Annotated in this window: 27 protein-coding genes; 7 read left to right on the top strand and 20 right to left on the bottom strand. The window is 46.6% G+C overall.

Annotated elements, in window-relative coordinates:
• Positions 1-32: 32 nt before the first annotated feature.
• The 12 genes from rplX to rplC all read right to left on the bottom strand — a co-directional run bounded on the left by rplX (position 33) and on the right by rplC (position 6,669).
• A complete protein-coding gene (rplX, locus tag QT979_RS15835; protein ID WP_333057790.1) occupies positions 33-395 on the bottom strand; it encodes a 50S ribosomal protein L24 in 363 nt (120 codons plus the stop codon).
• Between the two features lies 1 nt (position 396).
• Complete coding sequence (rplN, locus tag QT979_RS15840; protein WP_006634991.1) at positions 397-765, bottom strand: 50S ribosomal protein L14; 369 nt, start codon at positions 763-765, stop codon at positions 397-399.
• Between the two features lie 116 nt (positions 766-881).
• Complete coding sequence (rpsQ, locus tag QT979_RS15845) at positions 882-1,130, bottom strand: 30S ribosomal protein S17 (protein ID WP_006634992.1); 249 nt, start codon at positions 1,128-1,130, stop codon at positions 882-884.
• A 68-nt stretch (positions 1,131-1,198) separates the two neighbouring features.
• Positions 1,199-1,480: a 50S ribosomal protein L29 gene (gene rpmC / locus QT979_RS15850; RefSeq protein ID WP_333057789.1), complete on the bottom strand. Its 282-nt coding sequence runs from the start codon at positions 1,478-1,480 to the stop codon at positions 1,199-1,201.
• A gap of 160 nt (positions 1,481-1,640) precedes the next feature.
• The gene (gene rplP / locus QT979_RS15855) at positions 1,641-2,060 is read right to left on the bottom strand and encodes a 50S ribosomal protein L16 (RefSeq protein ID WP_333057788.1); all 420 of its coding nucleotides are present in this window, start codon (positions 2,058-2,060) and stop codon (positions 1,641-1,643) included.
• Positions 2,061-2,175: 115 nt separating this feature from the next.
• Positions 2,176-2,904 carry a 30S ribosomal protein S3 gene (gene rpsC / locus QT979_RS15860; protein ID WP_006634995.1) on the bottom strand — a complete coding sequence of 243 codons (729 nt, stop codon included), beginning with the start codon at positions 2,902-2,904 and terminating at the stop codon, positions 2,176-2,178.
• A 114-nt stretch (positions 2,905-3,018) separates the two neighbouring features.
• Positions 3,019-3,378 carry a 50S ribosomal protein L22 gene (gene rplV / locus QT979_RS15865; protein WP_006634996.1) on the bottom strand — a complete coding sequence of 120 codons (360 nt, stop codon included), beginning with the start codon at positions 3,376-3,378 and terminating at the stop codon, positions 3,019-3,021.
• 97 nt (positions 3,379-3,475) lie between these two features.
• Positions 3,476-3,757 carry a 30S ribosomal protein S19 gene (rpsS, locus tag QT979_RS15870; protein ID WP_041623488.1) on the bottom strand — a complete coding sequence of 94 codons (282 nt, stop codon included), beginning with the start codon at positions 3,755-3,757 and terminating at the stop codon, positions 3,476-3,478.
• Positions 3,758-3,870: 113 nt separating this feature from the next.
• Positions 3,871-4,734 (bottom strand): 50S ribosomal protein L2, encoded by an 864-nt coding sequence (gene rplB, locus QT979_RS15875; RefSeq protein WP_333045754.1) that lies wholly within the window; start codon positions 4,732-4,734, stop codon positions 3,871-3,873.
• Between the two features lie 175 nt (positions 4,735-4,909).
• Positions 4,910-5,218 carry a 50S ribosomal protein L23 gene (locus tag QT979_RS15880; protein WP_006634999.1) on the bottom strand — a complete coding sequence of 103 codons (309 nt, stop codon included), beginning with the start codon at positions 5,216-5,218 and terminating at the stop codon, positions 4,910-4,912.
• Positions 5,211-5,843 (bottom strand): 50S ribosomal protein L4, encoded by a 633-nt coding sequence (gene rplD / locus QT979_RS15885; RefSeq protein WP_006635000.1) that lies wholly within the window; start codon positions 5,841-5,843, stop codon positions 5,211-5,213. The genes QT979_RS15880 and rplD overlap by 8 nt, the downstream gene beginning before the upstream one ends.
• 190 nt (positions 5,844-6,033) lie before the next feature.
• Entirely contained in the window at positions 6,034-6,669 is a 636-nt protein-coding gene (rplC, locus tag QT979_RS15890) for a 50S ribosomal protein L3 (RefSeq protein ID WP_190657996.1), read from the bottom strand.
• 431 nt (positions 6,670-7,100) lie between these two features.
• On the opposite strand from rplC, the gene QT979_RS15895 reads away from it, so the two are divergent.
• The 3 genes from QT979_RS15895 to QT979_RS15905 all read left to right on the top strand — a co-directional run bounded on the left by QT979_RS15895 (position 7,101) and on the right by QT979_RS15905 (position 8,876).
• Complete coding sequence (locus QT979_RS15895) at positions 7,101-7,577, top strand: NAD(P)H-quinone oxidoreductase subunit N (protein WP_333160374.1); 477 nt, start codon at positions 7,101-7,103, stop codon at positions 7,575-7,577.
• A 114-nt stretch (positions 7,578-7,691) separates the two neighbouring features.
• Positions 7,692-8,297 carry a VWA domain-containing protein gene (locus tag QT979_RS15900; protein ID WP_333101807.1) on the top strand — a complete coding sequence of 202 codons (606 nt, stop codon included), beginning with the start codon at positions 7,692-7,694 and terminating at the stop codon, positions 8,295-8,297.
• 72 nt (positions 8,298-8,369) lie between these two features.
• Positions 8,370-8,876 carry a salt stress protein, Slr1339 family gene (locus QT979_RS15905; RefSeq protein WP_333212634.1) on the top strand — a complete coding sequence of 169 codons (507 nt, stop codon included), beginning with the start codon at positions 8,370-8,372 and terminating at the stop codon, positions 8,874-8,876.
• 241 nt (positions 8,877-9,117) lie between these two features.
• Here QT979_RS15905 and QT979_RS15910 read toward each other — a convergent pair whose 3' ends face one another.
• The 4 genes from QT979_RS15910 to QT979_RS15925 all read right to left on the bottom strand — a co-directional run bounded on the left by QT979_RS15910 (position 9,118) and on the right by QT979_RS15925 (position 15,434).
• A complete protein-coding gene (locus QT979_RS15910) occupies positions 9,118-9,657 on the bottom strand; it encodes a dCMP deaminase family protein (protein WP_333212636.1) in 540 nt (179 codons plus the stop codon).
• Complete coding sequence (locus QT979_RS15915; RefSeq protein ID WP_333310951.1) at positions 9,654-11,183, bottom strand: thymidylate synthase; 1,530 nt, start codon at positions 11,181-11,183, stop codon at positions 9,654-9,656. The genes QT979_RS15910 and QT979_RS15915 overlap by 4 nt, the downstream gene beginning before the upstream one ends.
• Positions 11,184-11,281: 98 nt before the next feature.
• Entirely contained in the window at positions 11,282-12,613 is a 1,332-nt protein-coding gene (locus QT979_RS15920; RefSeq protein ID WP_333310953.1) for a response regulator, read from the bottom strand.
• Complete coding sequence (locus QT979_RS15925) at positions 12,606-15,434, bottom strand: ATP-binding protein (RefSeq protein ID WP_333310955.1); 2,829 nt, start codon at positions 15,432-15,434, stop codon at positions 12,606-12,608. The genes QT979_RS15920 and QT979_RS15925 overlap by 8 nt, the downstream gene beginning before the upstream one ends.
• 126 nt (positions 15,435-15,560) lie before the next feature.
• Between QT979_RS15925 and QT979_RS15930 the strand changes: the two genes are divergently transcribed.
• On the top strand, positions 15,561-15,782 hold the full coding sequence (locus QT979_RS15930) for a hypothetical protein (protein ID WP_333212643.1): 222 nt from the start codon (positions 15,561-15,563) through the stop codon (positions 15,780-15,782).
• A 222-nt stretch (positions 15,783-16,004) separates the two neighbouring features.
• Here QT979_RS15930 and QT979_RS15935 read toward each other — a convergent pair whose 3' ends face one another.
• Complete coding sequence (locus QT979_RS15935; RefSeq protein WP_333212645.1) at positions 16,005-16,628, bottom strand: Uma2 family endonuclease; 624 nt, start codon at positions 16,626-16,628, stop codon at positions 16,005-16,007.
• Between the two features lie 144 nt (positions 16,629-16,772).
• On the opposite strand from QT979_RS15935, the gene QT979_RS15940 reads away from it, so the two are divergent.
• The 3 genes from QT979_RS15940 (at position 16,773) to QT979_RS15950 (ending at position 19,292) form a co-directional block, all read left to right on the top strand.
• Positions 16,773-17,342, top strand: a complete 570-nt coding sequence (locus QT979_RS15940; protein ID WP_333310995.1) for an HD domain-containing protein — start codon at positions 16,773-16,775, stop codon at positions 17,340-17,342.
• Between the two features lie 50 nt (positions 17,343-17,392).
• Positions 17,393-18,532, top strand: a complete 1,140-nt coding sequence (locus QT979_RS15945) for an ABC transporter ATP-binding protein (RefSeq protein WP_333310957.1) — start codon at positions 17,393-17,395, stop codon at positions 18,530-18,532.
• Between the two features lie 355 nt (positions 18,533-18,887).
• Positions 18,888-19,292 carry a hypothetical protein gene (locus QT979_RS15950; protein ID WP_333310959.1) on the top strand — a complete coding sequence of 135 codons (405 nt, stop codon included), beginning with the start codon at positions 18,888-18,890 and terminating at the stop codon, positions 19,290-19,292.
• 63 nt (positions 19,293-19,355) lie between these two features.
• On the opposite strand, the gene QT979_RS15955 is transcribed toward QT979_RS15950, so the two are convergent.
• The 3 genes from QT979_RS15955 to rbfA all read right to left on the bottom strand — a co-directional run bounded on the left by QT979_RS15955 (position 19,356) and on the right by rbfA (position 22,105).
• Complete coding sequence (locus QT979_RS15955) at positions 19,356-19,589, bottom strand: DUF4327 family protein (protein WP_333057778.1); 234 nt, start codon at positions 19,587-19,589, stop codon at positions 19,356-19,358.
• Positions 19,590-19,951: 362 nt separating this feature from the next.
• Complete coding sequence (locus tag QT979_RS15960) at positions 19,952-21,595, bottom strand: glycoside hydrolase family 3 N-terminal domain-containing protein (RefSeq protein WP_333310961.1); 1,644 nt, start codon at positions 21,593-21,595, stop codon at positions 19,952-19,954.
• A 78-nt stretch (positions 21,596-21,673) separates the two neighbouring features.
• Positions 21,674-22,105 carry a 30S ribosome-binding factor RbfA gene (rbfA, locus tag QT979_RS15965; RefSeq protein WP_333212654.1) on the bottom strand — a complete coding sequence of 144 codons (432 nt, stop codon included), beginning with the start codon at positions 22,103-22,105 and terminating at the stop codon, positions 21,674-21,676.
• Between the last annotated feature and the right edge of the window lie 392 nt (positions 22,106-22,497).

Genomic DNA, 22,497 nt, shown 5'->3' on the forward strand with positions numbered 1-22,497 from the left:
TTGTCTAATGACTAATGACTAAAGACTAATGACTAATTATCGATGATTTCTCCAGTTTTTTTGAGCTGTCGCAGTTTCCGACCGTCTTCGCTAAATGTATAGCAAACGCGGCTAGCTATTTTTTCTTTTTCGGAATAGTGCATGACATTGGAGCTGTGAATGGGAGCCTCAAACGTGAGTATTTTCCCGGACTCTCCCTCTTGCTGGGGCTTGACGTGCTTTGTTCTGATGTTTACACCTTTAACAATTACTTTGCTGACTTTAGGATATGTCTTTAAGATTTCTCCGACTTTTCCTTTCTCTTTGCCAGTAATTATTTGCACGGTGTCGCCTGCTTTGACGTGCATTCTGTAGCGCTGCGGCTCGCTAGTTGGTTTACCCTTTTTTCCGTACATTTTAAAGTACCTCCGGGGCTAAGGAAACGATTTTAGTAAAGTTTTTGTCGCGCAGTTCGCGGGCGACGGGGCCGAAGACGCGAGTGCCTTTGGGGTTGCCGTCTACGTTGATAATAACGGCGGCGTTATCGTCAAAACGAATGCTCATGCCACTGTCGCGGCGCAAACCTTTGCGGGTTCTGACAATGACAGCCCGAACGACATCTGATTTTTTGACGGCCATATTGGGGATGGCGTCTTTGACGACGGCAATGATGACATCGCCGACTCCGCCGTAGCGACGGTTGCCGCCTCCCAATACGCGGATGCACATCAGTTTGCGGGCTCCGCTATTGTCGGCGACATTGAGGTATGTCTGGGGTTGAATCATGGTGATTGTTGACTGTTAACTGTTGACTGTTAACTGTTGACTGTTAACTGTTGACTGTTGACGGCTAATTGATTAATCAAGTACCGATCGGGCGAGCGCGAGATCGCAATTAACTCTTAGCCGTTTTTTGTCCCAAAAATCTCAGCAACCGTCCAACGTTTGGTTTTGCTCAGTGGGCGAGTTTCAGTGATGCGGACGCGATCGCCGGATTTGCACTGATTTTCTTCGTCGTGAGCTTTGTACCGCTTGGTGCGGACTACGATTTTGCCGTATTTGGTGTGGGAGGAGCGGTTTTCGATTGCTACCACGACGGTTTTATCCATCTTGTCGCTGACTACTACGCCAACTCGTTCTTTAATTGCCATAGCTACCTATTTTTGTTGTGCAATTGACTTGTTTTTAGCTACTGTGCGAGCCGAGGCTAGGCTGCTGCTCACTCTGGGCTGACTTCTGGGCTGGGAGCAGAATCTGCTGTTTCTTTAGCTGGGGCTGATTTTGCTGCAGCTTCTTTCTCAGCAAGGATTTGGCGCTCGCGTTCAACTGTCATCAATTGAGCTAGCCGGTGTTTGGCGTGCTTGAACAGGTGAGGCTTTTCCATGCGGCCGGTAGCTTGCTGGAGCCGCAATTCCATTAGTTGGCGCTTGACGGCTAAAATTTGCTCTGCTACTGCAGCATCGCTTAATTCTCTAGCTTCTTTAATCTTGGTCAAAGACATAATTGTGTGCTTTATCGTTAGCGAGCGGTATGACAGAAGACAGAATTGTCTCGCTTGGCTGAAGGTCGAAGGAAAGAAAAGTTATGAAAGCCAGATTTTAAAATGCTGTAGCCGTTTAAAATGCTGATTAATACAGACCTAATTCTACCTTCGCTCTTCGCTATGACTGGTCTTCTTCGCGAGTGATGAACTTGGTTTTAATTGGTAATTTGAAAGATGCCAAACGCATTGCTTCGCGGGCAGTTTCTTCACTTACGCCGCCAATTTCAAACATTACCCGGCCCGGTTTGACCACGGCAACCCAAAACTCTGGTGAGCCTTTACCAGAACCCATCCGGGTTTCTGCTGCGCGCTGGGTGACTGGTTTGTCGGGAAAAATGCGAATCCAGATTTTGCCACCCCGACGGATATAGCGGGTCATGGCGCGCCGTCCGGCTTCTATTTGGCGGGAAGTGATCCAGGCGGGTTCGACGGCTTGGAGCGCGAAGTCGCCAAAGCTAACTGTGTTGCCGCGGGTGGCAACACCGCTCATTCGCCCGCGCTGTTGTTTGCGAAATTTGGTTCTTTTAGGGCTTAACATGGCGAAAGGGAGTTGGGTAATTGGTAATTGGTAATTGGTAATTGGTGATTGCTAATTGCTAATTGGTTTGGAACAACTGACAATTAACAAGTGACAACTAACAGTTAACAATTAGCTAGCCTTCGTTCGATCGATCTTCAAAGTTCTGGCGGCGGCGCTTTTGTTTGGTACGGGGCACTGCGGCATTTGGTGCTGCCTCTTGTTCCTGTCCGGGAATAATTTCACCTTTGAAAACCCAAACTTTAATGCCCAGAATACCGTAGATGGTTTGAGCAGTGCAGTAAGAGTAGTCGATGTCGGCCCGCAGCGTGTGCAAGGGGACTCTTCCTTCGCGCGTCCATTCGGTACGGGCAATTTCTGCACCGTTGAGGCGTCCGCTGACTTGAATTTTGATGCCTTGGATGCCGACTTTTTGGGCGCGGGTGATTGCTTGGCGGACTACTCGGCGGAAGGATACGCGCCGTTCTAGTTGCTGAGCGATGTATTCTGCGATCAATGTGGCATCGGCATCTACTCGCTGAACTTCGACGACGTTGATGCGGATTTGGCGGTTGCTACCGAGTTGCTGCTGCAAACCGACGCGCAAGGTTTCGATGCCTGCTCCGCCGCGGCCTACGACAACGCCTGGTCTGGCTGTGAACACTTCTAGGTCGATTTGATCGGCTTTCCGCTCAATTTTGACCGATGAAATACCGGCATTGCTGAGGGTTTTACGAACGTACTTGCGAATTTTATAGTCTTCTTGCAAGAGTTCTGGATAGTTTTTGGGATCGGCAAACCAGCGAGAGCGGTGCTCTTGGGTAATGCCGAGGCGAAAACCAATTGGATGTATTTTTTGGCCCATAATAGTTGATGAGTTAATTGGTAATTGGTAATTGGTAATTGGTAATTGGTAATTGGTGATTACCCATTTTTTTCAACTTTAAGCTGTTTATTACCTCTTACGTTTTTCCCTGGTTTAGTTTTCTACGAGCGGAGCTACTACTACGGTAATGTGACAGGTTGGCTTGCGGATTTGGTAGGCGCGACCTTGAGCGCGGGGTCTAAAGCGTTTGAGGACTGGGCCTTGGTCTGCGTAAGCTTGAGACACTACTAGCTTGGATTTATCCAATCCTGCGTTGTGTTCGGCGTTTGCTACTGCCGATCGCAAAACTTTGACGATTGGTTCGCAGGCGCGGTAGGGCATGAATTCGAGTAAAATCAGCGCTTCTTGGTAGCTTTTGCCGCGAATTTGGTCGAGGACTCGGCGCACTTTGAAGGGGGATGTCCGGATGTAACGGGCGATCGCCTTAATTTCGGATGTGGTATCTATAACCATTTCGATTTGGGTAATTGGTAATTGGTAATTGGGAAAAAGGTAATTGGTAATTGGGAAAAAGTTTGTCCGATTACCTATTACCTGTCACCTAATTCGGCTATCTTTTTGCCTTTTTATCACCACTTTTCGCGTGACCTCTAAAGGTGCGAGTGGGGGAAAATTCTCCGAGTTTGTGACCTACCATTTGGTCGGTGAGGTAGACGGGTACGTGCTGTCTGCCGTTGTGAACGGCGATCGTGTGACCTACCATTTGGGGCAGGATTGTGGAAGAGCGCGACCAAGTTTTAATTACTTGTTTTTGGCCGGCGGCGTTGAGTTTTTCGATTTTTGTCATCAGATGATCTGCGACAAAGGGGCCTTTTTTTAGCGATCGAGACATGATTTTTTTAGTAATTCAGGAGTCATTAGTCAGCTTTCAGCAGTCATTGGTCATCAGTCCTCAGTCATTAGTTAGCAGTTAATAACTAAGCACTGAAGACTGCTGACTGATGACTAGCTTTGTCTGCCGCCCTTGCCGCGTTTGGAAGCTTTGCGGCGGCGCCGGACTATTAAAGCGTCGCTGCGCTTGTTTTTGCGTCGAGTTTTTGCACCCAATGCTGGTTTACCCCAAGGAGTGACAGGCCCCGGACGTCCGATGGGAGCTCTGCCTTCGCCACCGCCGTGCGGGTGGTCTACCGGGTTCATGACGCTACCGCGAACGGTGGGTCTGCGACCTTTCCAGCGGGTGCGGCCTGCTTTGCCGAGGCTGATGTTTCTGGCGTCGGTGTTGCCGACTTGACCGATGGTGGCGTAGCAGTCGGCGCGGACTTTGCGCTGTTCGCCGGATGGCAGTTTGAGGGTGACGTAGCTACCTTCTTTTGCCATTAGCTGAGCGCTGGAGCCGGCGGAGCGAACGATTTGTCCGCCTTTTCCGGGTACTAGCTCGACGTTGTGGATGCTGGTACCAAGGGGAATGTTCTTCAGGGGGAGGGCGTTGCCGATCTCGATCGGCGCGTCTGGGCCTGAGACAATTACTGTACCGACGTTTAAGTTGAGCGGGTGCAAGATGTACCGTTTTTCGCCGTCTTTGTAGAACACGAGGGCGATGCGGGCGTTGCGATTGGGGTCATACTCGATCGCCTTGACGGTAGCGGGAATGCTGTGTTTGTCGCGGCGGAAGTCGATGTCTCTATACAGCCGTTTGTGACCGCCTCCCCGGTGGCGACAGGTGATGACGCCTCGGTTGTTGCGGCCTTGTTTGGTGTGCTTATTGCTGGTTAGAGACTTTTCTGGCTCTGATCTGGTAATTTCAGCGAAGTCCGAGACGGTTTGTTCTCGGGTGCTGGAGGTATAAGGTCGGTAAGAACGGATGCCCATAATCGATCTATTTTAGATTTTGGATTTTGGATTTTGGATTTGACGTTTATCGATTTTAGATTTTAGGTTGAAGATTGGCGATCTTTGGTTAACTTACGAGTTTTCTGGTTCGAGAATTTCCACCAGTTAACCGCAATTTAAAATCTAAAATCTAAAATCTAAAATCCAAAATCGTCTAGACTTCTGGGAATAGGAGTTTGCGGATCGAGTCTCCGTCGGTCAGAGTTACGGTTGCTCGCTTGTAACAAGGTTTAAAGCCGACGAATTTGCCAACTCGACGCTTTTTGCGCGGCGGGTTTTGGGTGTTGACGCCGATGACTTTGACCTTAAATAGTTCTTCGATTGCAGCTTTGATTTGAGGCTTGGTCGCTTTGGGGGCTACGTCGAATGTGAATTGATTTAATTCCATCATTCGGGTAGCTTTCTCGGTGAGAATCGGACGCTGGATCAAATCTGCGTAGTCGCGGGGGTCGATTTTACTCACCGTAAATCTCCTGAATTTTAGCTATGGCTGTAGATGTAACGATAATTTTGTCAGCCGCGAGAACGTCGTAAACATTCAGGGAGGTTGCCAAGATGACGTTTACTAATTCGATGTTGCGTCCTGATAAGTAGACGTTTGGTTGCGGTTCTGGCAAGATTAACAGAACTTTTGTATCGGGTTCGATACCCCAGCGGGAGATCGCACTGAGCAATTCTTTGCTTTTCGGTCTCGGAAATTGCTCTGCAAATTCTTCAACCACAATGATGTCTTCGGTGCGACTTTGGAATGCTGTCCGCAAAGCGAGACGGCGTTCCTTTTTGTTCATTTTGACTTCAAAGTCTCTCGGTTTTGGTCCGAAGATGACACCGCCGCCCCGCCACAGCGGAGAACGGATTGAACCTGCTCTGGCTCGACCCGTGCCTTTTTGACGCCAGGGTTTGCGGCCACCGCCTCTGACTTCCGATCGAGTTTTGGTGCAAGCATTTCCTTGACGAGCGTTATTCAGTTGCCGCGTCAATGCTCTGTGAACGATGTGAGACGCATTTTCTTCTTTGGCTACGCGCAGTTCTAAAGTTGTTTCTCCAACTTCTTCGCCTTGCCAATTTCGCACTACACAATTAACCATATCTTTTGTCCTTTGTCTGTTGTTAGTTGTCTGTTGTTAGTTGTCTGTTGTCTGTTGTCTGTCGTCTGTTGTCTGTTCTCAGGTCTTAGTTTTCAGCTCTTAGTTTTCAGCTTTTAGTTCTTAGTTATTGCTTGCTACTAACGGCCAACCACTATCTACTGACTGCTGACTACTGACTAATGACTACTGACTAACGTCCTACTTTTTTCTCAGGCACAACATTGACTAAGGCGCCAGCTTTGCCGGGAACTGCTCCCTTAATTAGCAGCAAATTCTGCTCGGTATCCACCCGGACAATTGTTAGTTTGCGGACGGTGACTTGAACGTTGCCCATACGTCCTGCCATTCTTTTCCCAGGATAAACGCGACCCGGAGTAGTTCCAGGCCCGATCGATCCAGGCTCGCGGTGGTTCTTGGAACCGTGAGACATGGGGCCTCGTTTAAAGTTGTGGCGCTTTTGAAAACCTGCAAAACCTTTACCGATGCTGGTACCGATGACATCTACTATTTGTCCCGGTGTAAAGGTATCTGCTTTTAGTTGTTGACCTAATTCAAAGGAACTGGTGTCTTCCAATCGGTATTCCTGCAAGTGGCGCAATGGATTCGCCCCCGACTTGGCAAGGTGTCCTAGTTCTGGCTTGTTGAGAGCCTTTGGTTTAACTTCGTTGTATCCAACTTGAACGGCACCGTAGCCGTCAGTTTGTTTTGTTTTGATTTGAGTTACTGTACAAGGCCCTGCTTGTATGACGGTGACGGGGATGGCTCTCCCTTGGTCGTCAAACACTTGAGTCATGCCTAGTTTAGTGCCAAGAATGCCTACAGACACGGATTTTCTTCCTTTTATTTACGCAAGAGGTTTCGGATTGCGAAATTTACGTCAATCCGCTTGCTCTTGTGCAGAAACATTTATTTCAGTGTTCCTGCAATTAACTGTTATCAACCAACAGCTTTCCTCGGTGTTTAAAATTTGAGTTTTAAATTTGGGAGCGAGCTTGTGGAAGTCTTGCAAGGGTTGAGATTCGCGGCTTTTTACCGACTTTATCTCCGAGTTTTGTCTCGGTCTTGCTTGTTTGCACCAGGACTTGAGCAGCAAACCACTCAGTATCCTTTACGGCGACAATTCACAATAGTACATGAAGTGTTTGCCGTTTGTCAAGGCCACGATGAGAATTTTTCGGCTCAACTTTAGGATTTATAATATTTCCAGCTCGCAAGCAGCGATCGACCAAATTTTGATACAGCAGGAAACACAAATTTATGGGACTGATTACGACGGGATCGGATCTAATTCGGGATTTGGAAAAGTCGGGGTCGCTGGCCCTGTACGTTCCTTTAGAGGGAGGATTTGAGGGGCGCTACCTGCGGCGGCTGAGGGCTGCGGGCTACGGTGCGTACACGATTTCGGCGCGGGGTTTGGGTGATTTGGCGATGTATTTGACCGGGGTTCACGGGGTGCGGCCACCGCATTTGGGCAAAAAAACTACTGGCAATGAATCGGCTGTGGGTTATACGTACTACGTGCCGCCGATGTTGAAAACTCAATTAGACAATTTGCCACCTAAAGCAAAAGGACTGGTGCTGTGGATTATTGAAGGGCAGATTTTGTCGAGTCAGGAGATTGAGTATTTGACTGTTTTGCCGACGTTAGAACCGCGAGTTAAAATAGCAGTTGAGATGGGGGGCGATCGAGCTTTTAGCTGGAAGCCACTCAAAGATGCTTTAGTTGCAGCTTAAATTCCGGTATTTGCGATCGCAAATCAACTAAAAAACGCAGCGAGCAACTAAAGCTCAACAGCTTCTGCTCGCTGGTTTTGATATTTTTGGAACTTAATTAACAGGAAAAATCTTATGCTTCAGAACCGCGATTATACCATCATTATTGACAAAAGCGGCAGTATGTACACAAAAGACCAGATGGGCGGTAAAAGTCGGTGGGCGCTCATGCAAGAATCGACCATCGCATTGGCGAATAAATGCGAAGAACTCGATCCTGATGGCATAACAGTTTATGTGTTTTCCGGTCGCTTCAAGCGCTACGACAACGTAACATCAGCTAAAGTCGTGCAAATTTTCCAAGAAAACGAACCTTCGGGGACTACGAATTTAGCTGCTGTTCTGCAAGACGCCCTGAACAGTTATTTTCAGCGCAAAGCATCCGGTAAGACCAAGCAAAATGGGGAAACATTATTAGTGGTGACGGACGGGGAACCGGACGATCGCAAAGAAGTGATGAAAACGATTATAGAGGCGTCTCGAAAGCTCGATCGAGATGAAGAGTTGGCGATTTCTTTCATTCAAGTAGGAAATGCGCCGGAAGCTACTAAGTTTCTCAAGATATTGGATGACGAACTGCAAAGCGCTGGGGCTAAATTCGATATCGTTGATACTGTCACGATGGATGATATTGAAGGAATGACCCTGACAGAGGTATTGCTGAATGCAATAACTGATTGAGGAGGCGGGCGAAGTTCACGCGATTATATTTGGGCTAGTTGGCCCAGCAGCATTTTTTAGGGGGTTTAAGTTATGGAATCTATCGATCGCCTGTTAGGTGAACTTAAGGCAGAGTATCAAGCATCTCAAAAAAATGCTGAGTTAAAAAGTCAGACACCAGTGCAAGCACAAGCGCCTGTACCACAAGCAGCAGTGCCGTCAAATCAAACATTTAAAACATCAGATATAAATTTGTATGCTAGTCCTTTGGATAAGGATTTAGCTCAAATTAAGGCTGAGTACGAAGCGCAAAATCAAGCTCAGGCAGTCGCTTCACAGCAACCGCTTAAGCCTGAGCACGAAGCACAAAATCAAGCTCAGGAAGTAGCTTCACTGGAACCGCGGCCCGCAGAAAAAGTCGCGGGGCTGCAGTTGGACGTACAAACGCACAGACAGAAAGTTAGGCAAGCTCAGGTTTGGCTGAAAAAGTTGGATAAGAATTCCGATGAGGGATATTGGTTCGATCAGTTTGCTTTTAAGTATTCTTCGAGGATAGATGCGGCGATCGACTATTTGCAAGCGGTGAATGAGTTTGATTGATTGAACTACACGGTATTCACAATTAGTCAGGACGTTTTTTGGTTAATTGTCATCTCTATTTGTTGTAAGGGTATGGCAGTGCTGTGTCTTTGCAAGACGTGCAATAAATATCCTTTGTATCACGCGGTATTTAGGACACAGCAGTGCCGTATCCCTACAAATTGCCAGCACATAAATATCATTTATAGGGACACCGCACAGTTATTTCCTGTGGCTGCGACAACCACGGGGAGGATTGAGCCTATACTAAATTTTTGGCCACCGATGTAGGATGCAACAAAAACAAAGCGGCTTTTTTTGCTGTCTCTTCAGATAACTGAATTTGTTTTAACTCAACAATACCTTCACTGATAAAAGTATCTCTCAAAGCAGCTTTTTCTCCGCTGTTAAAACTCGTTTCGTAAAACACTTCTCTAATTCCAGCGGCAATGACTAATTTCAAACAATAGATGCAGGGTTCTAAAGTGACGTAAATACTAGCCCCAGCAGTAGATATACCGTGTTTAGCAGCTTTAGCGATCGCATTTGCTTCCGCGTGAACCGCCCTTGAGGGCAAAGTTTTGCTGGCGTCGCAACTACTCAAACCAGGATAGCAGAAGCCTTGAGTTGTACAGTGTGCCGAACCTGACGGCGAACCGTTGTAACCGGTTGCTAAAACTTGCCTGTTTTTAGTTATCACCGCGCCTACAGGAAAAGCCAGACAAGTCGATCGAGTAGCAGCCAATTTTGCTAACATTAAGAAGTATTCGTCCCAAGTCGGTCTTTCTTCTTCTAGATTCATTTTCTATCCTGAATGTATTGGTTGCTGGTTTTCAGACACTCGGCCGCCTTTTGCAATTCTATTCCCAAATAACCAATATGATCGGGTTGGATGGCAGGGGAAGCCGCACAAATTTCTCGCACTAACTTGAGAGGGTTTTTTCCAGAATAACAGGTGACAACTTCGCCGCTGCCGGGGGTGGTTTGCGTGACAACTATTTGATTGTCGGCTACTTCAACTAAAAAATTGCCCGCTGCATCGAAAAAGTCTCGATCTTCGCAGATTTTAGCATATTGGGTTTGAATTAGTCGATCGGCATTTTCAAAGGTATCGTCATACAAGTGAGCAGATTGACTCAACGTTACCAACGGGCCCATTGTCAAATTATAATCGGAACGCCTCGCAATTTCATCTCGAATATGCTGCTGCAAAGCCCGCAAACCCATTGCATTGGCCGGCCAAGCCGCAAACATATCATTACTACGGAGAGTTGCCGTTAGCGATATTTCACTGTCTACAACTCGCACCCAAATGTGATTTAAACAAGGACTGCCGCTGTGCTGGTGGTCGGAGGAACCGTCACGTCTTCTGTTAATATTTCCGCCCGCATCCCACAAACTAATTACAGCACTGGCTGCGTCAATTTCTTTAATTAGTTTGGTAATAACTTCTTCAATTTGATCGCGTCCAAACCACGACCGCATCCGCTGGGCGTAGGTATATTTAATGCCTTCGTTATATGGGGCATCTTCGAGCATTTGCGGTTTGTACTGTTCGAGGAAATCGCGGTCTATTGGTAAGTAATTGGGTTCAGGAAAATAGAACTCCGCAGGTTCATCTGTAATGACTGCCATTAAGTCGATTAATTCTTGCCACTGTCCGTCATAACCAGTCGGCCGCAGGGTGCCGGTGGTCTTAATTCGGTGGATAATTTTTACCCAAGTTTCGGCGATAGTTTTGCCTTCGATTCTATGTCCGTATTTCTGACCGGGGAGTACAGTCGGGACGATTTCGACTAACGGAAAAGTTACGGTTTCTCCCCAAGGTTCAACAGATTCTTTTTGGGCAAAAGACTTGACAAAAGTCACAGTTTCTGCTATGGTTTTTGCTTCTATCCATTCTATTTTATGACGCAATAGTTCTAAGGCTTCTGCTGCTATTTCAATATCAATGTAGCCAAATATTGAAGATTTAATTAGCCAGCAATCTCTACCAGTATCGCTTTTTCCCGCTTCAAAGCCGTTGCGAAAAAAGTCGAGTAAGCAGGCTGCCGCACCCGAATTGCGGTCTTCTTTGGTAGCGTTGAGAATTACTAAAAAGCGGACGTGGGGATTGCACAGCAAGTTTCTAATTAAGAAGTTGATGCCACGAGTAGGAGAGTATAGTTGTCCGATCGCAGCATATTCTTGAGGTTGTAAATGTTTGCCGATCGCACTTTTTACTGTCCAGCCGCTGACAATGGCTGTTTGCCCCGTTCCGCAAATTAACTGATTGGGTTTGTATAGGGGTTTGTACTCAAATTTATTGACGAGATTTGTGGCTGTCATGGTTTACCGTTTTTTGCACCGCGTACTACTATATCAATAGTTTGGATGGTTTGAAGGGGCGCTATCAATCATTTTTATGGCACCGCTGCAACGATTTGTTATGCTGCGTCAACGCAAATCTTTGCCTGAATGTCTTTTACAGCGATCGCCCTCACCGGAATTGAAATCACAAACTCTGTACCTTGACCTAAAGTTGAGTTAACTTCTAGAGTTCCAGAGTGTTTCTCAACTACGATTTGACGAGCGATCGCCAATCCCAGCCCTGTTCCTTGCCCCACGCCTTTGGTGGTGAACAGATGCTCAAAGATTTTTGGCTTCACCGCATCCGTAATGCCAATCCCATTATCCTGAATTCGGATCACTGCCTGAGATTCCGACAATTGGGTTTTGACAGTAATCTGGTTGGGGTTGGCTTTGATCTGAGCAAAACTGCGTCCTTTATTTGATTCCTCTAGGGCATCGATCGCATTTGCCAGCACATTCATAAATACCTGATTTAACTGTCCGGCAAAGCATTCTACCGGTGGCAGATCGCCATAGTCTGTGATGACTGCAATTTCCGGGCGACATTCGTTGGCTTTGAGGCGATGCTTGAGAATCAAGATTGTGCTGTCAATGCCGTCGTGGATGTTGTAATGAATGGGGCGATCGCAATCAGAACGCGAGAAGTTTCTTAAACTGGTGCTGATTGTGTGAATGCGCTCGACTCCTTCTTGCATCGAATCGATTAACTTGGGTAAATCCTCTTGTAAATATTCCAAATCTATTTCCTCCACGAATTCCTGTAGTGAGGCACTTGGATAAGGGAGTTCTTTTTGGTATAAATCAATTAGTTGAAAGAGGTCTTTAATATAGTCCTGAGCGGGTTTCAGATTGCCAGCAATAAAGCAAAGCGGGTTATTAATTTCGTGCGCGACACCCGCGACTAAATTTCCCAAAGCAGACATCTTTTCGGTGTGGACTAAATGAAGCTGAGACTGTTGCAGTTGTGTGAGTGCTGCTTCTAAATCAGCCGTTTGCTCAGCTACACGCTGTTCGAGATTTTTAGTTAACTGTCGTAGCTGCAAATGAGTTTTTACCCGTGCTAGCACCTCCTGTTCTTGAAAGGGTTTGGTGATGTAGTCCACAGCACCCAGGACAAATCCTTTCACCTTACTGTCGGCATCGGAGAGAGCGGTCATAAAAATGATCGGAATACTGGCTGTTTTCGGATCTGCCTTCAGACGTTTACAGGTTTCAAAGCCGTCAATTCCTGGCATTTGAACGTCGAGCAAGATCAGATCGGGAGGATAAGCTTGGACTCGCTTAAGAGCGCGATCGCCATTGATTGCGGTTGCTACTTCGTACCCCGCATCACTTAAAGTTTCACAAACTACTTCTAAGTTTGCAGGGGTATCATCCACCACCAGAATTAATTCAGGACTAGACATCGGCTTTCTTCTCTGTGAGATGTTGTTGTAGCAACTCTTCAATCTCTTCGGCTTTAAATTGCTTGGCCAACTGAAGAATTTCTGAGGCAAAATTAGCGTAGCGAGGGTGAGATTGAGCAATATGCTCTGTGTGCGATCGTAGCCGTTTTAAGTTGCCTTGTTGCGCCAATTCTAGTAACTTTTTTAAGTCTACCGCAGAAGGAATAATCATCCCTTCTGGGTTCTCTAATGCAGTGGTTGGAGTGGATGGTTCAGACTCGTTGGAGCCTGTCATTTCATATTTCCATTTTAATTCCAGATGAGTGGCTAAGAGGTTAAATAATTCACTGACTTCCACTGGCTTTGCCAGGAAATCATTTCCCCCTGCATCTAAACTCATCTGTTGATAGGCTTGTGCAACTGATGCAGAAGAGACAATGATCTTAGGGTGGGGCAAATCCTTTACACTGCGAATTTGTTTGAGCAGCTCAAAGCCGTCCATGACTGGCATTGCTAAGTCTGTAATCACTAAGTCCGGTTGAGACTGTCGTATTTTTTCCAATCCTGCTTGTCCATTTTCGGCCTCACTAACTTGGAATCCTAGTGGCTCTAACAAGTTGACGAGAACGGCTCGGTTCTCCCAACGATCGTCTACTACAAGTATGCTGCGTTGTTGTCCTTCGTAACCAATAATTTGTTTTCCTGTTGTGAAGGAGTTTTGCTGTACCCAATCGGTGGCGATCGCCAGTTCCACCTCAAAAAAGAACTCACTGCCGACTCCGGGTTGGCTATTAACTTGGATTTTTCCGTTCATGAGTTGGACAATCCTTTGGCTGATCGCGAGTCCTAAACCCGTTCCCTCGGCTTGGCGCTGGCGATCGCCCACTTGTTCAAAAGCCTGGAAAATTTTCTCCAAATGATCGGGCGCAATTCCTACACCCGTATCCTGAACTTGAAATTTGAAAGAGCGAGTGGATGGATTGAGAGGGTTCTCAACTACAGCAACCTTCAGCGTGACAGAACCTTTGTCGGTGAATTTAATTGCATTTCCCACCAAGTTGAGTAACACCTGACGTAGCCGTTTTTCATCGGCAAAAATCCCTTCAGGCAAATGTGGATCGGGATCGTAAACGAAGTCAATGTTTTTTTGGTCGGCACGAATGCGGCAGATTTCAGCGACACCTTGGATGAATGAGGGAAAGTGAATCGCTTGAGGTGCGAGTTCTAATTTACCGGCTTCAATTTTGGACAAGTCCAACACATCGTTAATCAGCGTCAGCAAATGAGAACCACACTGGTGAATGATTTCTACCCCATGACGTTCTTTCGCTGGCAATGCGCTGCTGCGGTTGAGGATTTGAGCATAGCCCAAAATACCGTTGAGGGGAGTGCGGAGTTCGTGGCTCATGTTGGCAAGAAATTCGCTTTTTGCTTGGTTTGCGCCATCGGCTACAAGTTTTGCTTCTTTCAGTTCTGCGGTGCGTTCCTCGACACGGCTTTCCAGTTCGATAAAGGAGGTTTTGAGTTGACCCGCCATCTGATTAAAGGAATCTGCCAGCGATTCTAATTCACTAATACCTTGCACCTGAAGTGTTTGATCCAACTGTCCCGAACTAATCGCCTGACTGGCTTTTTGTAGCTGCAAAATCGGTTTGATAATCCAACGCGAAGTAAAAAGACCCAGTATAGTCGTCACTACCAAAGCCCCTAGACACAGCAAAATTGTAGTACGAGTATTGGCATTGATTTGTGCCATGAAATCTGATTCAGGCACCACAACAACGCTGAACCAATCGATACCTCGTTCGTCTCGAATGGCGGAAACCTGCACGAACTGCCGTTGGTTTGCCAGCATAAAATCAAGCTGTTGACTCTGTGCAATAGCGTTGAAGTTGCCAAATCGATCGAGGATAGCTTGCGCTGTGGCACGAATTACAGAACTTTCAGACTTGACGGCAGGAATTTGTTGCAACTCCTCTTTTTTAAGATCGATAATGTAAGGCTGTTTGATCGTTGAACTGGCAATCTGATTGCCTGCTCGATCGACGATAAACGTTTGTCCCGTTTGACCCACCTTCAACTCGCTCAGAAAACGATGAATCTTGTCGAGTCGAAAGGTGCTTTTTTCCACCCCTAGTAACGTTCCATAGCGATTGTAAATCGGCTGGGATAGAGCCAGCGTAGCCGATTTATACGAACTGCTGACGTAGGGCACAGATGTCCAGGCTGGTTTTCCAGCTTGCTGTACAACTTGATACCAAGGTCGAGTCCGAGGGTCAAACTCTGCCTGAGTTTTGAGCAATGCGACCCGTTGACCTTGATTATCAAGTTTGTAGAATCGGCGTTGAGGTAGACGCGCTTTGTCACTGAGGCGAGAAACGATGCCGTCATTGATTGTTGTATCTAGGGCAATACTCGTGCCATCCTCTAAACCAATTTGCACGTCTTCGAGGGTATTTTGGCTGACTAACCGCCACAAAGTTCGTTCCAGTTTGGTGAAATCTGTTAAATCAAGCTGACCCTCTTGGGCCGCAACTACGATCACTTGTCCGGCAATATAAGGTTTTTCTAAATAGTTTAGAACTTGCAGGTTGAGGCGATAGCTCATCTCTTGTCGTAACTGACTGGCAACATCATTGACTGCCTTCTGTCCATTCCGCAGGGAAATATATCCCGTTAGTCCAACTGCTACGAAGATTTGTAGTACAAACGGGACTATCAAGAGCGATCGCAGGGAAAGTTTGCGCTTAAGTTTAAATAGATTCAGGGATGAGTTTGGCAGAGACATGGTAGTAGCTTCTCTATAAAATAGACTTTGAGGAATTGCTAGCTTGATATTCAATCCACCTTGGTAAAGCTTTCAAGGCGCTTAAATTCCTGGCTAGACACCGACGCTAACAATTAATGTCGTACCTCCAACCAGCAGTCCCATTAGCAAGTTGCCAGTGGTTTTCTCTTTCTGACGCAAGTGCAACAATCGCTGAGTTGGTTGATGTGCCGTTGGTTGGTGGAGTTGCCCGGAGGTTGTGATCAGCGGGCGATCTGTTGGCCGAGGGTTTTTTTTAGTAAATCGGGCGATCGTTCTGGCTCAAATTTAAAGGCGATCGCACTCCACCAACAATCTCTCAACCCAATTCCCATCGAAGACTACCGTTTACAGAAAATCCCAAAGAAAGCCCTGGGCTTTTAGTCGTGGGATGAATCTGCTTACCCTTTAGGTCCAGCCCTTTTCAGTCTATGCCGCAGTCCCCTAATCAGATATTAATTGTATCAATACTTCAAAGTTACCTGTAGGTCGAGCTTAAACTCGATTTGAGCGTTCCCACATTCTCATTAAACCCAGTCTTAAGCTAAAATTTCTCACCGTGAGTTTCTCTTTTTATGGTTTTAATAAATTAGTTTAACAAATACCTCAAGCCAACAATTCACTCACAGCTACGCTAAAACCTGCAAGCACACTTTGAGTATTAACAACTTCATCGGCATTAAACAACCGCCAGCGTTGCCCTACATTCACAAATATTAATCTAGCTTCAGGAAACAACAACCAAACTTCTAAACATCCCGATTCCAAATATTCTTGAGCTTTTGCGAATAACTCTTCGCCGCTATCTTCGGGGGAAGCAACTTCCGCTATCAAAGGAAAACTTTGGGAAAATGCTGTAAAATTGCCGGATTGTGGCAACAATTCAGGAGTGATGTAAGCAACATCGGGACGGCGACCCTGTTTGTTAGTGCGGCAAAGTATTTCGGTGAGAACTTCTCCTCCCTGTCCGCTGGAGTCTTTGTAATTTCCCCAGTAACGGGCTAATTTAGATTGAGCGAGACCATGCTTGAATGTCATTCCTGTTTTCTCCACTAAGTTGCCGTCAACCCATTCCATTCTATCAGCAGGTCTGACTAAAAAATCTTCAAGAGATATGACTTTTTTAGGCTCAGATTTTGGCGGAATTTCTGCTATATTTTCGGATTTTTGCGGTAATTCTGGCTCTGAGTTTTGGTCGGCATTTTTTGGTATAATTATAGTAGCTGTCATGCTCGCAACCTCTGTTTAACGATTATAAGTTTACAAGCGATCGCTCTCGATCGCATTCGATGACATGATTGAACGTGGTAGATTTTGTCTTTTCCACTTAGCCCGACAATTTATATATCATAGCAATTCAGAAAGGTGACTTTCATGATTCTCTCAAACCGTTTTTCTGAAGCCCTCACCTATGCCGCCGAATTGCACGCTACCCAAGTTCGCAAAGGTTCCGGCGTTCCCTACATTGCCCATTTGTTGGGCACTGCTAGTATAGCTTTAGAATATGGGGCAAATGAAGATGAGGCGATCGCAGCTTTGCTTCACGATGCGATCGAAGATCAAGGCGGCGCCACCACCCGCGAAGCCATCCGTCGCCGCTTTGGGGATACTGTCACAGCGATTGTAGACGGGTGTACCGACAGTGACGAGACGCCGAAACCCCCTTGGCGACAGCGAAAACAAGCTTATATCGATCGCATTTCTACAGCTTCTGCCTCGGTCAGATTAGTCTCGGCTGCTGATAAACTTTATAATGCTCGATCTATCCTGAAAGATTCCCGTCAATTAGGAGATACTGTTTGGGAACGCTTCAAAGGTGGCAAAGACGGTTCTCTCTGGTATTATCGTTCTTTAGTAGAAGCATTCCGCCAAGCTGAGTTAACGCCTATAGTTGAAGAATTAGACCGCACAATTTTAGAATTAGAACAGTTTTCTGAACCCTGAAGGCTGAAGGTAAAAAGCACTAATTATCAATTACCAATTACAATTAAAAAATGGCAAATGTTCGCTTAGAAAATATTACCCGACGCTACCAAAACGTCACCGCGATCGAAAACATCAGCTTCAAAATCCCGGACGGGGAATTTTGGGTATTAGTCGGGCCCTCCGGCTGCGGGAAATCGACAATTATGCGGACAATTGCAGGTTTAGAAACCGCCACTTCCGGCAATCTTTACATCGGAGATAATTTAGTTAACAACATTCCGGCGAGACAGCGGGATGTAGCAATGGTGTTTCAAAATTACGCGCTTTACCCGCACATGACTGTCGCAGAAAACTTGGCATTTGGATTGCGGATGCGGAATGTGGACCCGACTAAAATTCAAGAACGAGTCGAAACAGTAGCCCGATCGCTCTCGATCGACCACCTTCTCAAGCGTAAGCCCAAACAGCTATCAGGCGGACAGCAGCAGCGGGTAGCACTGGGAAGGGCGATCGCCCGCGAACCGAAAGTGTTTCTTTTAGATGAACCGCTTTCTAACCTCGACGCTCAACTGCGAGATGACACTAGAGCCGAGCTCAAACAACTGCATCAACGGCTGGGAATTACCACAATTTACGTCACCCACGACCAAGTGGAAGCGATGACTTTAGCTGATAAGATTGTAGTCTTAAATGGGGGAAAGATTCAACAAATTGGAGACCCGCAAAGCATTTACGCCAAACCAGCTAACCGCATGGTGGCCACCTTTTTAGGCAATCCCACCATGAACATTTTGCCGGCTATTTATACTAACGAATCCTTTCAAATAGGAGATCAATCTTTAGTCTGTCCGCCCTCGATTCAGAAAAAATTGCAGGCGAGAGAAGGACAAGGATTTGATTTGGGCATCCGTCCAGAAAATATAGAAATCTTTACGCCACAAACAGTAGAAGATGATGATGATGATTTGAAAACCGATGTTTGGGCTTTAGAAAAAGTCCCTCTTGATGTAGAGGTAAAAGTAGTGGAACCTCTGGGGCGAGAAACTTTAATTCGGGCGAGTTTGCCTTTGCTGAGCGCTGAAACTACTGTACAGTTACAAATACCTGCGAGTGTTCGCTTGCGATCGGGCGATCGGCTGACGGTACAGCTTGACTTTGATCGACTATTTATATTTGACCCCTCCACCGGTGAGGCGCTGTATCCTTAATGGGCTTGAACAGGATTTACGCACGGGTAATCAGCCACCAGGTTTTTTTTAGTCGCAGTGCCTAAGTCCTGTTCAATCTAAAATCTAAAATCTAAAATAGACTGAGCCTTCCTGTTGGAAAGTCTCGATTCGTAGTTACAAAAGTTTACACTTGACATTTATTAATTTACGCAGTAATGATACGATTAGTATTGGCACAATGGTAAAACGTCCCCCCAAAAGCTGATATTTCCTGAATCGGGGCGATCGCGACCCACAACGCCAGCATCTTCGCGCTAAGAAGCGGCTTTACGCCCCGACTTGGGAGCAACTAGCGAACTAAAAACTCAGAAAAACGTTCTAGCGGCATTTTTAGATGAATCCCGACAACCTGCCTCAAATGCTGCAAACAGGATTTCACCTAACTTTAGGTGCAACTTCCTTTTTAATTGAGACATTGCAAGATCCTCTGAAGCGAGAAGAAAATCTTGACAAACTGAAGTCAGATTTTGGCCAGCTAGCCGATGAGCTGCTCGAAAAAGGAGAAATGACAGAGCGAGAAGCCCGGAATTTTGTAGATACTATTTTCTCTCAACCGGGCGATCGGGAGAATGCAGACAATGAATCTGTCTCGCCCCAGCAATCAGATGCAGCGACTGATGCTCCTCCCGATTCGGTTGTACAGCCTAACGTAAAGCTAGAGATTCAAGAATTAACTGCACATATGGCAGCGCTGAGGGCCGAGTTGGAAAATTTGCGCGCCGAAAATTCCCAGTACTAAAGAATCAAGAATCTTTAACACAGCCGGAGTTTACTTGCCAACTTAATTTAAGAGAACCAAAATTTAGTCATTGTCCCATTTTTCAGAACCTATCAGGTCGGCAATGCGATCGCGCAGCAAGAAGTCGCATTTTTCTAATTCGCACTCTACACAAGCCCATTCCCGGGGCGGAATGAATTGGCAAAGCGTGTATATAGGCTGTTGGCGGCTCAGTACGCCCTCGTGGACGAGGTGACGCGCTTCATCTTGGATGACATCTAAAGAGTATTGGATTTGGGGAATAGTGGAGTGAATCATAATGCGCCCTCAATGTTTTACTAAAAAGTTTTATGGCCCTGGTAATAATATAGTCCAAACTTACGAATATGGAAGTTAAATTTTGTCCGTATCCAGCTATACAATTCACTGCCGTAAATAAAAATAAATTATACGAATCATCAGTAAGTGATGAGATCAGTCTTAGGATATTGATAAACAGCACATTTTCCTGACGAGGAAGCGGATCTGCTGGAAAGTTCAATTCAGAACTTAGGAGCCCGCATCGGATTCCCGGTTTCTCGATGCTTTGCCACCAAAGGCAACATTTCTTGCGAGAAACCGGGTTGATGAATTTAAGTCCTGACGGAAACAACAAAGGGAAGATTTAGGAGTCCGGCAACTCAAGCACTACCAGTCCCGTCAATGCCGAATAGCACTTCTAGAACGAGAGATTGCGCGGCCGACATTTGCCCATAACAAAATACATAAGGAATACTCGGAGGCAAGTGTGGCAAAAATTGCTCTAAAACGTAGGGACTGCCGTAAATTAACACAGCTTGCAGTTCTCCAGTTTTTAATAATTTCTTAAACCAATCTTGAGCTGCTTCGGTCAAACCAGCACTGCCTCGGAAGCAATTGCCGCGAATGAAAATTTGCAGCAGTGTCGGATAAAAATGCTCTGCACCTGTATTATCAGCGATCGCCCCTGTGCGATCGTCAATCAGTTGCAATTCGTAACCAAACTGTTCGGGAAGGGCGATCGCCGGAGTGTGGTTGCCCAAAAACTCGCACCCCAAAACATCATCTACAACAATCAAATTCCGCAAAAGCTGGTTTTCTGGGGGTTTTGCAACCTGCAAAGGTAGATTGCCACCAAATTTCAAAGAATCTCGCAAAATATCGGCAGCAGTTGCCCTTGCCTGTGGGTTTGCCAGCAAACTTAAGTCGATCGACTCCAGGGATTCTAGATTCTTGCTCCCCCCCTTGCTAAGGGGGGGTTGGGGGGGGTCAGAAATCAACATACCCACCTTTATTTTCGCTTTCCAAATGCGCTTGACAGATTCCTTAATTTGTGATATTGAAATCCGCCCTTGAGTGACAGCTTCGCAGACCGCGAGAATCGCCGCTTCCGGGTCAAGCGGCATCAGCAAAACATCAGCACCAGCCTCAGCAGCCAAAACAGCAGCTTCATTAGCGCCGTACTTATTGGCGATCGCACCCATCACCAAAGCATCCGTCACAATTAAACCTTCAAATCCCAACTCTTCTCGCAGCTTCCCGATCAAAATCTTGCGAGAAAGAGTAGCAGGAAACTCCGCATCCCAAGCCGGAATCAGCAAGTGAGCACTCATCACAGCATCGACCCCAGCAGCCATCGCCTCGACAAAAGGAGGCAATTCAACCTGGGCCAATCTCGCTGGGGAATGTGGCAAAACCGGCAATTCCAAGTGAGAATCAACCGCCGTGTCGCCGTGACCGGGAAAATGCTTAGCTGTAGTCAAAACCGGGTGTTCACCTGCACCTCGAATAAAAGCAGCGGCTAATTTCCCGACAATTTCCGGTGTTTCTCCAAAAGCGCGGACGTTAATCACAGGATTGTCGGGATTGTTGTTAACATCCACCACTGGTGCGAGAATCCAATTTAGACCGATCGCCCTAGCTTCGATCGCAGTGACAGCGCCCATTTGTTCAGCATATCGATCGGCTTTACCTGCATCGTGCCGCGCAATTTCAGCAATTGCCATCGGCGGCCCGAACCAAGTCGCCCCCGCGAACCGCTGGCCGACACCTTCTTCAATATCAGCAGCCAGCAGTAGCGGAAACTTAGCCCAAGACTGCAATTGGTGCGATCGAACTGCCAACTCCGCAGCACTTCCCCCGACCAAAATCACCCCAGCGACGCCCAACTTTTCCAGATAATAGCGGAGTTTGCTAGCAGTTGGTTCCCATTCGGGATAGCGAATTTGGTGGTCGAACAAGCAGCCAGAAGCGCGCACCACGAACATCTGGGCCACCAGTTCGGGTAAGGAAAGATTGTCAATCATGGGAAATTAGGAATTGTTTGTTGACTGTTGACTGTTGACTGTTGACTGTTGACTTTGGGTTGTTGACTACCTTCAGACCTAATCCTCGTCTGCTTCTAAATCATCATCATTTTCATTGCCATCGGCCAATTCTTCGTCATCAAACATACCCGGTTTGCGATCGGCAGAAAGCTGATTCAGCAGTATCAACATTTTATCGCCCCGTTCCAAAGAACGGTCTTCCAGAAAAATCACCTCCGGCGTCCGGCGCAGTTGCAATCGTTGGCCCAACTGGTTGCGGACGTAGCTAGTAGCAGATTTCAACCCTTCCATAGTTTCAGCCTTCGCCTCATCAGTACCGTAGATGCTGACAAAAATTTTTGTATGCTGAAGGTCTCCAGAAACAATTACGTCGGTAACGCTAACCATACCGGCACCTACCCGGTCGTCCTTGATTCCATTCAGCAACATCAGGCTGACTTCCCGTTTAATCATTGAAGCTACACGCTCAATGCGACGACTTGTAGCCATAACACCTACTCCTCTACTTTCCTAATCAGCCATTTTCATCCCGATTGACAATTGTAGCGCGATCGGTCAGGGGTGTTACGGGCGATCGTCCGAGTTAGGGGTGAGAGACAGCTTAGAGGAAAAAAATGTTTAATTGCCATAGGCGAATATATAGCTAATATAGAGATGTAGAGTGAGAGACAGCTTAGAGGAAAAAAATGTTTGATTGGATTGTCAAAACCGTAGCCGATGCTTCAGGGGTAACTAACCAGCTAAGGATAGCGGAATGGGCCAGATTGAACAGGACTAACCCTTTCGATATGGGAGCCAAAAACTACCAACGATGTATTCATGACTTAGGGTTAGGGGGAAAATATCATGAACTTGAATATAACGAAGATGGAAGCCTAAAA

The organism is Microcoleus sp. w2-18bC1, from assembly GCF_036700365.1.
In the GTDB taxonomy this organism is placed as follows: Bacteria; Cyanobacteriota; Cyanobacteriia; order Cyanobacteriales; family Microcoleaceae; genus Microcoleus.